Here is a 12,792-nt window from a genome sequence, read left to right as displayed (position 1 = left end):
CTCCTTACAGAAGTGTCGACCAATAGTCCCAGAACCGCACCATGATCAGTAGAAACACCGCGGTGAACCATAGCGCGGTGATCGACCATCGCCATTGGTAGAGCAACCGCGCCGTGGTGCCGTCGAGCACCGGACGAAACACGATGGACCCGACCACCACCAGCAACGTGATCGTCATCGCCCACACCACCATGCAGTAGGGACACAACGCCCCGATCCGGTACAGACTCTCGAAGATCAGCCAGTGCACGAACCCGGCACCGACCAGCAGCCCGACCTCAAGCGAAATCCAAAACCATTGGGGTATCGATACTTTCGCCACCGCCAGCACGCCGGCGACCAATACCACGGTGAACGCCACGATGCCCAGCAGCGGATTGGGGAAGCCCAGCAACGAGGCCTGCGGCGTGACCATCACCGAACCGCACGAGAGGATCGGATTGAGGTTGCACGACGGCACATACGACGGGTTGAGCAGGAGGTCGATCTTCTCGACCGTCAGGGTCGCCGACGAGGCCAGCCCGATCGCCCCGGCGATCAGCACCCACCACGCGCCGCGCGCCGGTACTGATGAATCACGTGTCGAAGCCGATGTCGGATCGCCGGATCGCCCGGTGGGTTCGACCGACACCGCGACCGTCACGAAGCCGGAGGAGCGACGGGTCCGTCGATACCCGGAACGTCGCCCACGATGGTCTTGATCTTTCCGACCAGCGCATCGGGTGTCGACGGCTCGTAGTTCTCACCGTTGATCTTGATCGTCGGGGTTGCGGTGATGCTCGCGGCCGAGGCTTCGCCGCTGACCTTGGAGAGGTACTTCCCGCTGTTGATGCAATCCGGCACCTTGCCGACGACGCCGGCCTCGCGGGCGAGTTCGATCAATTTCGCGTTGTCGGGGAAGCTGCTCCCGCGCTCGTCGGGCTGGATCCCGGTGGTGAACAGCGCGGTGTGAAAACGACGGAACGCATCCATGTTCTCGTCGGCGACGCACAGCGCTGCCGCCCCCGCCCGCGACGAATAGTTCTGGTTCTTGGAGCTGTCGAGAATTGCCACCATCGAGTAATCGGCGGCAATGGCGCCGGAATCGATCAGCTTGGAGATCGTCGGTCCGAAGGTGCGCTCGAAATTGCCGCAGGCCGGGCACAAGAAGTCCTCGTAGAAGGTCACGACCGCCTTGGGGTTGTTGGTCCCGGGCTGGTTGACCACCTTGCTCGACGTCACGCGAACGGTGTCACCCTGACCGGCGATGCCGCCCTTTTTGTCCTTGTGCGACGTCACGATGTAGAACACCAGCGCGACCGCGAAGACGATGATGAACGCGGTACCGCCGATCTGGATGAGCCGGCCGGACTTCCCGTCTGACGCCTTCAGGTCGAATCGGGGGGGACGTTTCGATTTGTCGGCCACAGGTTTGGTGATCCTTCTGTGTTGGGTCGGCGTGCGGGCGTTACGTCGGAGACCGCGCCTCTAGATTACCGGCGGCCGAATCGCGGCAAATCAGGCCCGGCTCAGGTGAGCGCGCAGCGCAGAAATCAGATCACTGGTCGCCGCCGCGCTGCCGCCCCCGAGCTGAAACAGGCTGGCGAATCCGTGTGTCAGCGAGCCCATGTACCGCAGGTCCACGGGGGTGCCGGCGTCCTGCAGCGCGGCGGCGTAAGCCTGACCTTCGTCGCGCAACGGGTCGAACCCCGCGACGGCGATCAGCGCGGGCGCCAACCCGGACAATGATTGGGCATGTGCGGGCGAGACCCGCGGATCCGTCAGGTCGATGCCGGTGCCGTTGAGGTACTCCGCGGTGAACCAGTCGATATCGCGTTTGGTCAGCAGGAAGCCGCGGGCGAACAGGCTCAGCGAGCGATTCTGCGCGGTGAAATCGGTCCGGGGATAGATCAGCCACTGCAGCAGCGGCGCCGGGCCGTCCTCGTCACGTGCCAATTGGCATACGACGGCGGCCAGGTTGCCGCCCGCACTGTCTCCCCCGACCGCGACGCGTCCCGGTCTCGCGCCGAGGTCTCCGGCATGGTCGTGGGCCCACGTGAACGCCGCGTAGGCGTCCTCGATCGCGGCCGGCGCCGGATGCTCCGGGGCCAGCCGGTAGTCGATCGACAGCACATGAATCCCGGCGTCGCGGCAGGTCAGGCGGCACAGCGCATCGGCGGTGTCCAGGTCTCCGATCGTCCAGCCGCCGCCGTGGTAGAAGACCAGCAAGTCCGCGGGCCCCTCGTTGGCCGGACGGTAGTGGCGGGCCCCGATCTCGCCGGCCGGCCCAGGAATCGTGAGGTCGTCGACCATGACGTGAATTTGGGGACCGGGTAGCGACAGCAGCGTCTGGCGCATCTGCGCGCGCGACGCCACCGGGTCGTCATTGACGTCCAACCCCTCGATGCCGGAAAGCCGCGACGCGGACAGCGCCAGCTGCAGCGTCGGATCGAGCGTGTTGCCATCGATGATGATCGATCGACCGCCGAATATCAGCCGCTTGGCCGGTGTCGGTATCCAGGGGATCGCCTTGACGCCGACATTGGTGACGACGTCCTGCACGCGATCGGCCCAGCGCGTCGATCCGCGTCTAGCTCCGGGATGCAGGTCCGGCGCGCCTGGCAGACTCTGTGTCATGTCCGGCCCCCTTGAACCAAACTCAGTCATGCTCAATGACGGTCATGCGATCCCCGCCGTCGGGTTCGGAGTCTTCCAGGTCCCTCCGGCAGAGACCGAGCAGGCGGTACGTACGGCGCTGCAAGTCGGTTACCGGCATATCGACACCGCTGCCGCCTACCGCAATGAACGGGAAACCGGGCGCGCGATCGCCGATTCCGACGTGCCGCGCGATCAACTCTACGTGGTGACCAAGCTGTGGAACTCCGAGCAGGGTTACGACAGCACGTTGACGGCCTTCGACGCCAGCATGGACCGGCTCGGCCTCGACTATCTCGACCTCTACCTCATTCACTGGCCGGTGCCGGCGCTGGGAAAGTTTGTCGAAACTTTCAAGGCATTCGCGCACCTGCGCGACCAGGGGCGGATCCGCTCCATCGGAGTCAGCAATTTCGAACCCGAGCATCTGATGGTTCTGATCGATGCCACCGGCATGGTTCCTGCCGTCAATCAGATCGAGTTGCACCCTCGTTATCCCCAGACGGAATTACGAAACGTGCACGCCCAGCGCGGAATCGCGACCGAGGCATGGGCGCCGCTGGGGCAAGGAGCGCTGCTGACAGATCCGACCGTCACCGCCGTCGCCGAAGGATGTGGGCGGACACCCGCGCAGGTGTTGATCAGATGGCATATCCAGCTCGGTAATATCGTGATCCCCAAGTCAGTGAACCCGGCCCGGATTGCGAGTAACTTCGACGTGTTCGATTTCGAGCTCAGCGCCGATGAAATGGCGACGATTTCCTCGCTCGACGACGGAACTCGGCTTGGTCCTGATCCACGAACCTTCAGTTTCACAGGTAGGTGAATGACGTTGACTGGCGATGCGGGCCTCGCCGTACCCTCGATCACTCTCAATGACGAAAACACGATGCCGGTGCTTGGCCTCGGCGTCGCGGATTTGTCGGAGGACGAGACCGAACGTGCGGTATCGGCGGCGCTGGAGCTCGGCTGCCGGCTGATCGACACCGCCGCGGCTTACGGCAATGAAGCCGCTGTCGGTCGCGCCATTGCCGCATCCGGGATTCCCCGCGCGGAGCTGTTCGTCACCACCAAACTCGCCACTGCCGACCAGGGTCTCAAGGGCGCGCAGGATGCCTGCGAAGCCAGCCTGGAACGACTGGGCCTGGATTACCTTGACCTCTACCTGATCCATTGGCCGGCTGCCGCGCTCGGCAAATATGTGGACTCCTTCGCGGGGCTGCTGCAACTGCGCTCCACCGGCCACACTCGCTCCATCGGTGTCGCCAACTTCACCGAGGAATACCTGGAGATGGTCATCGACCTCGTCTTCACGACGCCGGCGGTGAACCAGATCGAGCTGCACCCGCTGCTCAACCAAGCCGACATGCGCAAGACCAATGCGCAGCACAATGTCGTGACCCAGTCCTACACACCGCTGGCCCTGGGCAAGCTCGACGACAACCCGACCGTGAACTCCATTGCGACCGAATACGGCAAGACGCCCTCGCAGGTGCTGCTGCGGTGGAACGTGCAATTGGGGAACGCGGTCGTGTTCCGCTCGGCCAACCCTGAGCACATCGCCACCGACTTCGACGTGTTCGATTTCGAATTGGCGGCCGAGCACATGGACGCGATCAACGCACTCAACGACGGCACCCGGCTGCGCCCGGACCCCAACACCTACGAAGGCGCGTAACGAGCCGGTACGACCGGACCGGGCGCAGTTACGCACGCACTCGTCGTCCGGACCCACGCGTCGCCGCGGCGGTCGACGAGGCGCTGCTGGACATGGCGACAGTCGCCAATATCGGCGCGGGCACGGGATCCTACGAACCGGCGCACACCATCGTCGCGGTTGAACCCAGCCGGGTGATGATCGCCCAGCGGCCTCCCGGTTGTGCCCCGGCAGTTCTCGCCGTCGCCGAGCAGCTGCCGATTCGCTCGAACGCCGTGGACGCCGCGCTTGCCGTGCTGACCGTCCACCATTGGAATGACCTCGCGCAGGGCATCGAAGAGATGCGGCGTATCGCGCGTCGTCGCCTTGTCGTCTTTACCTGGGACCAAACCCTTTTCCGACAGTTCTGGTTGATCCGCGATTACCTGCCGGCTGCCGCGCAGACCGACGCCGACCTTGCCGTTCCGATCGCGAAACTTGCTTCTTTGCTGGGTGATCCGAGGATCATCCCGGTGCCCGTTCCGCACGATTGCCTCGACGGCTTCGGCGGCGCCTATTGGCGCCGACCACACGCCTATCTCGATTCCGCCGTTCAGTCCGGGATGTCCTTGTTCGCCCTGACACCGAAATCGGAACTCGAGCAGGGTCTCTCACAGCTGCAAGCGGACCTCGACAGCGGCGAATGGGCCCGCCGATACCGCGATCTGTTGGACGTCGAGGAGCTGGATCTCGGTTACCGTCTGCTCGTTGCCGGGTTCGACTAATGCTCCGTTGTACAGGTGGCACGTCTTTTTCACAGGCGCCACATCAACCCCTTGTCGATCGGACGGAGTTGCTCCGCGAACGTGATAGCGCCCGTGATATCGCTTTTGCGATTCGGTCATGGGGCCGCGCGGCGATGCGGATGCGACACTAGTGTCCCACCGGGCAGGTGGCCGCGGCCTGGCGCAGCGCGCCGGCCGATGCCTGATCCACCGGTAGCTGATAGCCCCGCAGCACGGCGATGAACTGCATCGCGTATTGGCAGGCGAACGCGCGATTGGGCGGCATCCATAGCGCCGGCGGCAGATCACCCTTGTCCTGATTGGCCTGGCCCTGCACGGCCAGCAGGTTGGCCGGATCGTTGGCGAAGCGCAGCCGCTCGGAATCCGGCCAGCCGAAAGCGCCCATGTCCCAGGCGTAGGCGAGCGGGACGATGTGGTCGATCTGCACCGATTCGCCGACCTTGGCACCGCGCTGGAATCCGATGATGGTGTTGGTATACGGGTCGTGCAGCGTGCCGGTGGCAACGGCGTTCGGGCATCGCTTGATCGCCACATAGGTCTTGTCGACGAGATCGCGGTCGAGGATGTCGTCGCGGGTGTCACATCCGTTGTGCCCACCCGGGGCGTCGTTGTCGTCGTCCCACGAATCGCCGAAGGCCGACCTGCGGTAGTCGTAGTGATGAACCCGAAGTGGCGCCACGGCAATGCCGGCCAGCACATCGGTGCCCGGCGCCACGGTGGGCACATCGGCGCGCGCGGCGATCTGCGCGTGCCTGGCCGACGTCGAGCCCAGCGTCTGGTAGGCGACCAACACCGCGAGCACCGCGGCTGCCGATAACCACAGCAGCACCTTGCTGTTAATCCGCGCCACTGCACCTCATCGCTGCGCTTGAGCATCGTCGCTGGCGCGTCACGATTTGTCCAGGTATTCGATGCGGTCGGTATCGGTGAATTGTGCCGCCAGCGAATCCAATTGGGGGTTCTCGCGGTCAGCCTCATACGCTCGGGTGCAGAATTCGCGCGCCGCTTCGATGTAGGCCAGGTGGTCGGCCAGCGACAGCAACCGCAAATTGATCGCCCGGCCGGATTGGTTGCGGCCCAGCACATCTCCTTCCCGGCGCTCTCGCAGATCCAGCTCGGACAGGGCGAACCCGTCGAGCGTCCCGGCGACCGCGGTCAGCCGGCGGCCGGCCGCAGACTCCGGCGAGCTCCAGGTGGCGAGCAGACACAGGCTCGGATGCCGGCCGCGGCCGATGCGGCCACGCAGCTGATGCAACTGGCTGATCCCGAATCGGTCGGCATCCATCACCAGCATCACCGTGGCATTGGGGACGTCGACGCCGACCTCGATGACGGTGGTGCACACCAGCACATCGGTCTCACCGTTGCGGAAGGCGGCCATGGCGGCGTCCTTCTCGTCGGCGGCCAACCGTCCGTGCATCAGCCCCAGCCGCAAGTTCGACAGTTCACCGGAACGCAGGCGGGCATAAAGCCCCTCGGCGGTCTCCGTCGCACGCGCGTCTTGCGGCTCCTTCCCTGACTCGTCGGCCTCGTCGATGCGCGGTGCCACCACATAGGCCTGCCGGCCGGCCGCCACCTCCTCGCGGATGCGTTCCCAAGCGCGATCCAGCCAGGCGGGCTTGTCCTGGACGAAAATGACGTTGGTGGTGATGGGCTGGCGGCCGCGCGGCAGTTCGCGCAGCGTCGAGGTTTCCAGGTCGCCGTAGACGGTCAGCGCGACGGTGCGCGGTATCGGCGTCGCCGTCATCACCAGCAGGTGCGGTGTGATGCCCGCAGGTGCCTTGGCGCGCAACTGATCTCGTTGCTCGACGCCGAATCGGTGTTGCTCGTCGACGACGACCATGCCGAGGTTGGCGAATTCCACCACGTCCTGCAGCAGGGCATGCGTGCCGATGACGATGCCGACCTCACCGCCGGCGATCTCGCGGCGCACTTGGTTCTTCTGCGCGGTCGACATCGATCCGGTGAGCAGCGCGGCCCGGGTCGCCACGCCGCCTTCACTGTCGGCCCCGCCCAGCTGGCCGGCCATCGCCAGCGGCCCTAGCACGTCGTTGATCGACCGCAGATGTTGTGCGGCAAGGACTTCGGTGGGAGCCAGCAGCGCGCACTGGTAACCGGCATCGACCATCTGCAGCATCGCCAGCACCGCGATGATCGTCTTGCCGGAGCCGACCTCTCCCTGCAGTAGCCGGTTCATCGGGCGATTGGCCGAGAGTCCATCGGACAGCACGTCGAGCGTTTCGCGCTGTCCGGCCGTCAGCTCAAAGGGCAAGCGGCCCAACAGTTCCGCGGCCAAACCGGCTGAGCCTCGCGGCGCCGGTGGTCCCGATTGCGACAGCTCGCCGTGCCGGCGTGCAACCAGCGCCCATTGCAGACCGACAGCCTCGTCGAACGTCAGTCGTTCGCGGGCACGGCGGCGCTGCGCCTCGTCCTCGGCGAGGTGAATCGCCCGCAGCGCAGCGTCTTCAGACATCAGGTCGTATTCGGCGACCAGCTCCGCGGGCAGCGGATCGGTCACCGGATCGAGAACCTCGAGCACCTGGCGCACGCAGGCGTAGATGTCCCAGCTCTGCAGCTTGGTGCTGGCCGGGTAGATCGGGAAGAAGCGCCGGTCGAATGCCGACGTCAATTCCTCGCCGCTGAAGGTCGCGGAGGTGTCGGCGATGGTTTTCAGCGATTTGCTGCCGCGGTTGCGTCCGCTCGGCGAATTTAGGATGAGAAAGTCCGGGTGCGTCAGCTGCATGACGTTTCTGAAGTAGCCGACTTCGCCGGACAGCATCACCCGGGTGCCCTCGGTGAGGTCCTTGCTGAGGTAGTCGGCGTTGAAGAACGTCGCCGTCACCTTGCTGCGACCCGAGCCCACGGTGATACGCAGGCATTTGCGCCGCGGGTTCTTCTTCATCGGGAACGAGTCGGTGTCGGTGATCGTGTCGACGAGGGTGATGTGCTGGCCGACTTCCGGCCGCTCCTCGGAGGCGTCCCATCTCGCGGCCGTCTCGGTGTAGCTGCGCGGGTAGTGGCGCAGCAGGTCGTCGACCGTGCGGATGCCGAACACCTCGTCCAGGGAATTCGCCGCCTTGGCGCCCAGCACGTAGTCCAGCCGATCGCTGCGCGACGCCACGATTACTCGACGCCGATCAGCAGGGCGTCGCCGCGATGGCCGGTGCGGTAGGTCACCAACTCGGTGCCCGGATGGTGGTCGTGGACGTGCTCTTGCAAGACGGACGTCACCGAATCGTCGTCGATGCCGGCACCGACCAGCACGGTCACCAGGTCGCCGCCGGACGCCAACAGGAGATCGAGCAGGCCGATCGCCGCCCCCGGCGCGTCGGCGGCCACAATCAACACCTCGTCGCCGGCGATGCCCAGCCCGTCGCCGGGCTGACAGCGGCCCGCCCAGGTCAGCGCGCTCTCGGTGGCGACACGCACCGACCCGCACCGGGCGCCGCCGGCGGCACGCGCCATCGTGTAGCCGTCGTCGACCGCCTGCCGATCCGTTTCGTGCACGGCCAGCGCGGCCAGCCCCTGCACCATCGACCCCGTCGGTATCGGCACCACGTCGATGCCCCAGCCGATGGCCGCGGTGCAGCCGGCGACCAGCTCCTCGGCGGCCACGTAACCGTTGGGCAGCACCATCACCTGCGCGGCGCCGGTGTCGACCACGGCCCGCATCAGCTGGTGAGCGCTGATACCGGTGACCGGGTCGCCCGCGTCCGCAGCGGGCTGCAGCACGTGGGCGCCCTCGCCCGCGAACAGCTCGGCGGCGCCGTCACCGTCGACGACCGCCAGCACGGCTCGTTCCTTGGTCCAGCTGCCCACGGGCAGCCCGACGGCCCCGGAGCTCAGCGACGAAATCATGATCCGGCTCAGCCGTCCGGCCACTAGTCCGGCTTCCACGGCCGCGCCGGCGTCGTCGGTATGCACGTGCACCGAGTAGCTGGCCTGGTTGGTGAACGGCGCGGCGGCGATGGCCACGGAATCACCCAGTTTCATCAGCCGGTCCCGCAGCGCGTTGGCCGCCGGCGGACTGCTTCCGTCCAGCCGATACATCACCTCGAACTGCGGTGTCGGCCGTTCGGGGGTAACGGCCACCTGCTGCTTGCGCGGTGCGAGCTGATAGACCGTGCGGGCGGGCGGCTGGCCGCCGACCGTCGAGCGCAGCGCATCCAGCAGAACCAGCAGGCCCCGCCCCCCGGCGTCCACGGCACCGGCGTCGGCCAGCACATCCAGCTGCTCAGGGGTTTTTTCCAGCGCGACGACGGCGGCGTCGCCGGCCGCGGTGATCGCCGCGGCCAGCCCCTCGTTCGCGCGCTTCTCGACGGCGTCGGCGGCCGCCCGCAGCACCGAGACGATGGTTCCCGGGACTTCCTGGCCGCCCATCGAGGTGATCACCAACTCGACGCCGCGCTGCAACGCCGCCCCGAGCAACACCGCGTCCAGGTGCGGCAGTTCACCGCCGCGGTCCGCGGCCGCGGTGGCGGTGACGTCGGCGATACCGCGCAGGATCTGCGACAGGATCACCCCGGAGTTGCCGCGCGCGCCGTTGAGCGCACCCGCGGACAGGGCGGATGCGACCCGGGCGACGCATCCCGGGCCGCCGTCGGCGCCGACCCCGGCGCTGGCCTCGGCCAGCGCGGAACGCATCGTGAACAGCATGTTTGCGCCGGTGTCGGAGTCGGCGACCGGGAAGACGTTCAGCCGGTTGATCTCGTCGATGTGAGTGATCAGGTCGCTGACGGCGGTGTGCGCCCAGTCCCGCAGCGCCGGTGCGTCGAGCAGACGATCCGAACTGCCCACTGTGACCCACCTCCTCCACCGACCGGCCTACTGAGCCTAGCCAGCCGCGGCGACACGCTCAGGGGCAAGCCGACCGTCGTTGTGGATCGTTTTGGTGGTTGCCCACCACAGTCGGTATCCTGGGCTGTCGCGGCGCGATCTATCCGTGCCGGATCCCCGAACATTTGAGGAGCTTGAACGATGGCCGCTGTGTGCGAAATCTGCGGGAAAGGCCCCGGCTTCGGCAAGTCGGTGTCGCACTCCCACCGGCGCACCAGCCGGCGCTGGGACCCGAACGTCCAGACCGTGCACGTCGTGGCGCGTCCGGGTGGCAACAAGCAACGCCTCAACGTCTGCGCGTCCTGCATCAAGGCCGGCAAGGTCGTACGCGGCTAGCCGCAGCTACATCACGATGTGTCCGGCGTCGACGGGTATCGATACGCCGGTTATGTAGCGCGCGCGGGGACCGACCAGCCACAGCACGGCCTCGGTCACGTCTTGCGGCTCGACCAGCGGCACGTCGGGCAGCAGCATCTGCGCCACGGCTGGGTTCGGATTCTCCAGCATCCGGTTCACCACGAAGTCGTTGAGGATCATCGGGGTCATGACTCCGGCCGGATGGATCGAATTTACTCGAATCTTGTGCGGCGCATAGGCATTGGCGGCCGACCGCATCAACCCCACCACGCCGTGCTTGGACGCCGCGTAGGCGAACATCGCCGCGGTGCCGTCGCCGCCCCGGCCGGTCAGGCCCTGCGACGAGCTGACCATCACGATCGATCCGCCCTTGCCCCCGCGAATGATCGACGGCACCGTCGCCAGCAGCGTGTGCCAGACCCCCTTGAGGTTGGTGTCGACGATCGAGTTGAACACCGGCTCGTTACGGATTTCGGTGTCACCGATCGCCACCACCCCGGCGTTGGCGATGACGATGTCGACCTCGCCGAGTTCGTTGATCGCGGTCTGCACCCCGGCCTGCAACTGCGACAGGTCGCGGACATCGGCGACGACGGGCACCGCCTTGCGGCCCGCGGCTTCGACGAGGCGCGCGCTTTCTTCGAGATCCGCTTTGGTCCCCAACGGATAGGGAATCGCGTCGATATCGGCGCAGATGTCCACGGCGATGATGTCGGCGCCCTGTTCGGCGAGCGCCACCGCGTGGCTGCGTCCCTGACCGCGTGCCGCACCGGTGATGACGGCGACCGAGTTGTCGAGTTCACCCATGACCGGCAACGTACCTGCCTGCGGCCCTAACATCTCCAGCAGGGGAGGATGGCCATGACAAAGCAGCTGCAGTCCATCAACATCCCCATGCTGATTGCGCATGCCGGCGGCGAGGCTACATCATGCCCGGCTCGACCCTAGACAGTCTGAATATCTTCGTCAGCCAATGGAACACCCAGCGCAATGTCCCGTACAACGTGCAACAGGTTCTGGTCAATCCGGGGCCATGATCGTCGCGCCCGAAGGTGCGAAGTAATAGATAGACCGCAACTCTCGCTAGGACATACATGATCACCAAGGCGTTCGCAGCAGCACTGGCGGCACCGGCGATCACCGCGGTGCTCGGCGCCTGTACAGCCCACGCCGATCCGCCGGCTTTCCCTGATGTCGCGAGCTATGCACCGGTCAACGTCGCAGACTACGAACTAGACGCCTCCACCCCCGGAATACCTGCGGCGCAAGTATTTTTCGTTACCCCTGACGGCGTCAACTGCAACTTCCAATCGGGACAGGCGCAGTGCACGGGAAACAATCTCCCCGGAATCCCCGCTGCCGCACCGACGTCCAAGGGTTCTGTCCGCACAAACTGGATAGGAACCCGGACAGGTCTACAACAAATCGCGCCCTCCGGGGGTGCGCCCAACGGAGTCAGGACGCTGCCGCCGCTGCATTCGATCACTGTGGACGGCGTGATCTGCGGCGTCGACAACGCGGGCACCACCGCGTGCAAAGACCCCGAAGGCCATGGCTTCGTGCTGTCGACGCACGGGTCCGGCTGGCTACCGCACGTCTGAACAGGCCGCTATAGCGGCAGCGTGGTGCCCGTCTGTTCTTCGGCGAAAGCCACCAGGCGGGCGGCAACGTCGTAGTTTGACGCCAGCGGTGTGCGGCCGATCAGCGCCGGCTCGCCGCGCAGCCCGAGCCTGCCGCTGACACCGACGAAGCTGCCCGGCGGCACCGGCTCGCTGATGCAGTACAACGTGGTGGCCGCGCCTTCGGCGATGTCGTTGGCGAACCGGTCGGCCACGACCGTGACGCCCTTTTGCACCAACGACATCAACGGCGCGTCCGAGATGTTCGACAGGTTCGAGGCCACCCATCCGGGATGAGTCAGCTGCGTGACGATCGGCGAGGCGGCCGCGCGCAGCCGGCGATCCAGCTCAAGCCCCCACAGCATGACGCCGAGCTTGGACATGGCATAGGAGCCCAGCCGCGTCCACTTGTTGCGACGCAGGTGCATGTCGTCGAGGCGCAGCGTCGCCGACTTGTGCGCATCGGAGCCGACGTTGATGATCTGCGAACGCACCCGGGGCAGCAGCAGATTGGTCAACGCGAACGGCCCGAGCAGGTTGGTGCCCAGCGTCATCTCGAAGCCGTCGACGGTCTCCTTGCGCTGGTCGCAGAGCGTGCCGGCGTTGTTGATCAGGATGTCGATGTCCCCGTCGACCTGATCGGAAAAGGCCCGCACCGAGGACAGGTCCGCGAGATCGAGCTTGATCACCGACGTCGAGCCGCCCATCTCCGCGGCGCGCTGCGTGCCCAGGTCGGTGTTGCGCACGGCCAGGATCACATGGGCACCGGCTTTGGTCAGCGCCTGCGCGGTGCCCAGGCCGACGCCGTTGGTTGCCCCCGTCACGATGACTCGCTTGCCGGTCAAGTTGCCGAGTCGGCTCGGCGTCCAAGGTAATGTCACGGCGATTAAGAGTAATGGGCGGT

Annotated in this window: 13 protein-coding genes; 5 read left to right on the top strand and 8 right to left on the bottom strand. The window is 66.1% G+C overall.

Annotated elements, in window-relative coordinates; translation table 11 throughout:
• Window positions 1–4: 4 nt before the first annotated feature.
• The 3 genes from MJO58_RS08740 to MJO58_RS08730 all read right to left on the bottom strand — a co-directional run bounded on the left by MJO58_RS08740 (window position 5) and on the right by MJO58_RS08730 (window position 2,616).
• Entirely contained in the window at window positions 5–643 is a 639-nt protein-coding gene (locus MJO58_RS08740; RefSeq protein ID WP_090601126.1) for a vitamin K epoxide reductase family protein, read from the bottom strand.
• Window positions 640–1,407, bottom strand: a complete 768-nt coding sequence (locus tag MJO58_RS08735) for a DsbA family protein (protein ID WP_090601125.1) — start codon at window positions 1,405–1,407, stop codon at window positions 640–642. Before MJO58_RS08735 ends, MJO58_RS08740 begins: the two co-directional genes overlap by 4 nt.
• Window positions 1,408–1,497: 90 nt before the next feature.
• On the bottom strand, window positions 1,498–2,616 hold the full coding sequence (locus MJO58_RS08730) for an alpha/beta hydrolase (RefSeq protein ID WP_239722605.1): 1,119 nt from the start codon (window positions 2,614–2,616) through the stop codon (window positions 1,498–1,500).
• Here MJO58_RS08730 and MJO58_RS08725 point away from each other — a divergent pair.
• The 3 genes from MJO58_RS08725 to MJO58_RS08715 all read left to right on the top strand — a co-directional run bounded on the left by MJO58_RS08725 (window position 2,615) and on the right by MJO58_RS08715 (window position 5,055).
• A complete protein-coding gene (locus MJO58_RS08725; RefSeq protein WP_239722604.1) occupies window positions 2,615–3,460 on the top strand; it encodes an aldo/keto reductase in 846 nt (281 codons plus the stop codon). The genes MJO58_RS08730 and MJO58_RS08725 overlap by 2 nt on opposite strands.
• Complete coding sequence (locus MJO58_RS08720) at window positions 3,461–4,312, top strand: aldo/keto reductase (RefSeq protein WP_434086319.1); 852 nt, start codon at window positions 3,461–3,463, stop codon at window positions 4,310–4,312.
• 92 nt (window positions 4,313–4,404) lie between these two features.
• A complete protein-coding gene (locus tag MJO58_RS08715; protein WP_239722603.1) occupies window positions 4,405–5,055 on the top strand; it encodes a class I SAM-dependent methyltransferase in 651 nt (216 codons plus the stop codon).
• Between the two features lie 148 nt (window positions 5,056–5,203).
• Here the strand turns inward: MJO58_RS08715 and MJO58_RS08710 are convergent, their stop codons facing one another.
• Genes MJO58_RS08710 through MJO58_RS08700 form a run of 3 tightly spaced genes read right to left on the bottom strand, consistent with a single transcriptional unit; the run spans window position 5,204 to window position 9,873 of the window.
• Window positions 5,204–5,917 carry an HNH endonuclease family protein gene (locus tag MJO58_RS08710; protein WP_239723199.1) on the bottom strand — a complete coding sequence of 238 codons (714 nt, stop codon included), beginning with the start codon at window positions 5,915–5,917 and terminating at the stop codon, window positions 5,204–5,206.
• A 48-nt stretch (window positions 5,918–5,965) separates the two neighbouring features.
• Window positions 5,966–8,197: an ATP-dependent DNA helicase RecG gene (gene recG, locus MJO58_RS08705; RefSeq protein WP_239722602.1), complete on the bottom strand. Its 2,232-nt coding sequence runs from the start codon at window positions 8,195–8,197 to the stop codon at window positions 5,966–5,968.
• A 2-nt stretch (window positions 8,198–8,199) separates the two neighbouring features.
• Window positions 8,200–9,873: a DAK2 domain-containing protein gene (locus MJO58_RS08700; RefSeq protein ID WP_090601121.1), complete on the bottom strand. Its 1,674-nt coding sequence runs from the start codon at window positions 9,871–9,873 to the stop codon at window positions 8,200–8,202.
• Window positions 9,874–10,053: 180 nt separating this feature from the next.
• Between MJO58_RS08700 and rpmB the strand changes: the two genes are divergently transcribed.
• A complete protein-coding gene (gene rpmB / locus MJO58_RS08695; RefSeq protein ID WP_090601120.1) occupies window positions 10,054–10,248 on the top strand; it encodes a 50S ribosomal protein L28 in 195 nt (64 codons plus the stop codon).
• A gap of 6 nt (window positions 10,249–10,254) precedes the next feature.
• On the opposite strand, the gene MJO58_RS08690 is transcribed toward rpmB, so the two are convergent.
• Window positions 10,255–11,076: a mycofactocin-coupled SDR family oxidoreductase gene (locus tag MJO58_RS08690; protein ID WP_090601119.1), complete on the bottom strand. Its 822-nt coding sequence runs from the start codon at window positions 11,074–11,076 to the stop codon at window positions 10,255–10,257.
• Window positions 11,077–11,363: 287 nt separating this feature from the next.
• Between MJO58_RS08690 and MJO58_RS08680 the strand changes: the two genes are divergently transcribed.
• A complete protein-coding gene (locus tag MJO58_RS08680) occupies window positions 11,364–11,870 on the top strand; it encodes a hypothetical protein (RefSeq protein ID WP_239722601.1) in 507 nt (168 codons plus the stop codon).
• 8 nt (window positions 11,871–11,878) lie between these two features.
• On the opposite strand, the gene MJO58_RS08675 is transcribed toward MJO58_RS08680, so the two are convergent.
• Window positions 11,879–12,769: an SDR family NAD(P)-dependent oxidoreductase gene (locus MJO58_RS08675; protein ID WP_239722600.1), complete on the bottom strand. Its 891-nt coding sequence runs from the start codon at window positions 12,767–12,769 to the stop codon at window positions 11,879–11,881.
• Window positions 12,770–12,792 lie beyond the last annotated feature (23 nt).

Origin of the sequence: Mycobacterium lentiflavum (genome assembly GCF_022374895.2) — a bacterium.
GTDB classification, from domain to species: domain Bacteria; phylum Actinomycetota; class Actinomycetes; order Mycobacteriales; family Mycobacteriaceae; genus Mycobacterium; species Mycobacterium lentiflavum.
Note: the sequence above shows the minus strand (reverse complement) of the source record. Positions and strands in the feature narration are given on the sequence as shown.

Bases quoted from the DNA above. Each gene is read 5' to 3' on its own strand.
- MJO58_RS08725 (WP_239722604.1), top strand. From the start codon at position 2,615: ATGTCCGGCCCCCTTGAACCAAACTCAGTCATGCTCAATGACGGTCAT.
- MJO58_RS08730 (WP_239722605.1), bottom strand. From the start codon at position 2,616: ATGACACAGAGTCTGCCAGGCGCGCCGGACCTGCATCCCGGAGCTAGA.
- MJO58_RS08720 (WP_434086319.1), top strand. From the start codon at position 3,461: ATGACGTTGACTGGCGATGCGGGCCTCGCCGTACCCTCGATCACTCTC.
- MJO58_RS08715 (WP_239722603.1), top strand. From the start codon at position 4,405: ATGGCGACAGTCGCCAATATCGGCGCGGGCACGGGATCCTACGAACCG.
- rpmB (WP_090601120.1), top strand. From the start codon at position 10,054: ATGGCCGCTGTGTGCGAAATCTGCGGGAAAGGCCCCGGCTTCGGCAAG.
- MJO58_RS08690 (WP_090601119.1), bottom strand. From the start codon at position 11,076: ATGGGTGAACTCGACAACTCGGTCGCCGTCATCACCGGTGCGGCACGC.
- MJO58_RS08680 (WP_239722601.1), top strand. From the start codon at position 11,364: ATGATCACCAAGGCGTTCGCAGCAGCACTGGCGGCACCGGCGATCACC.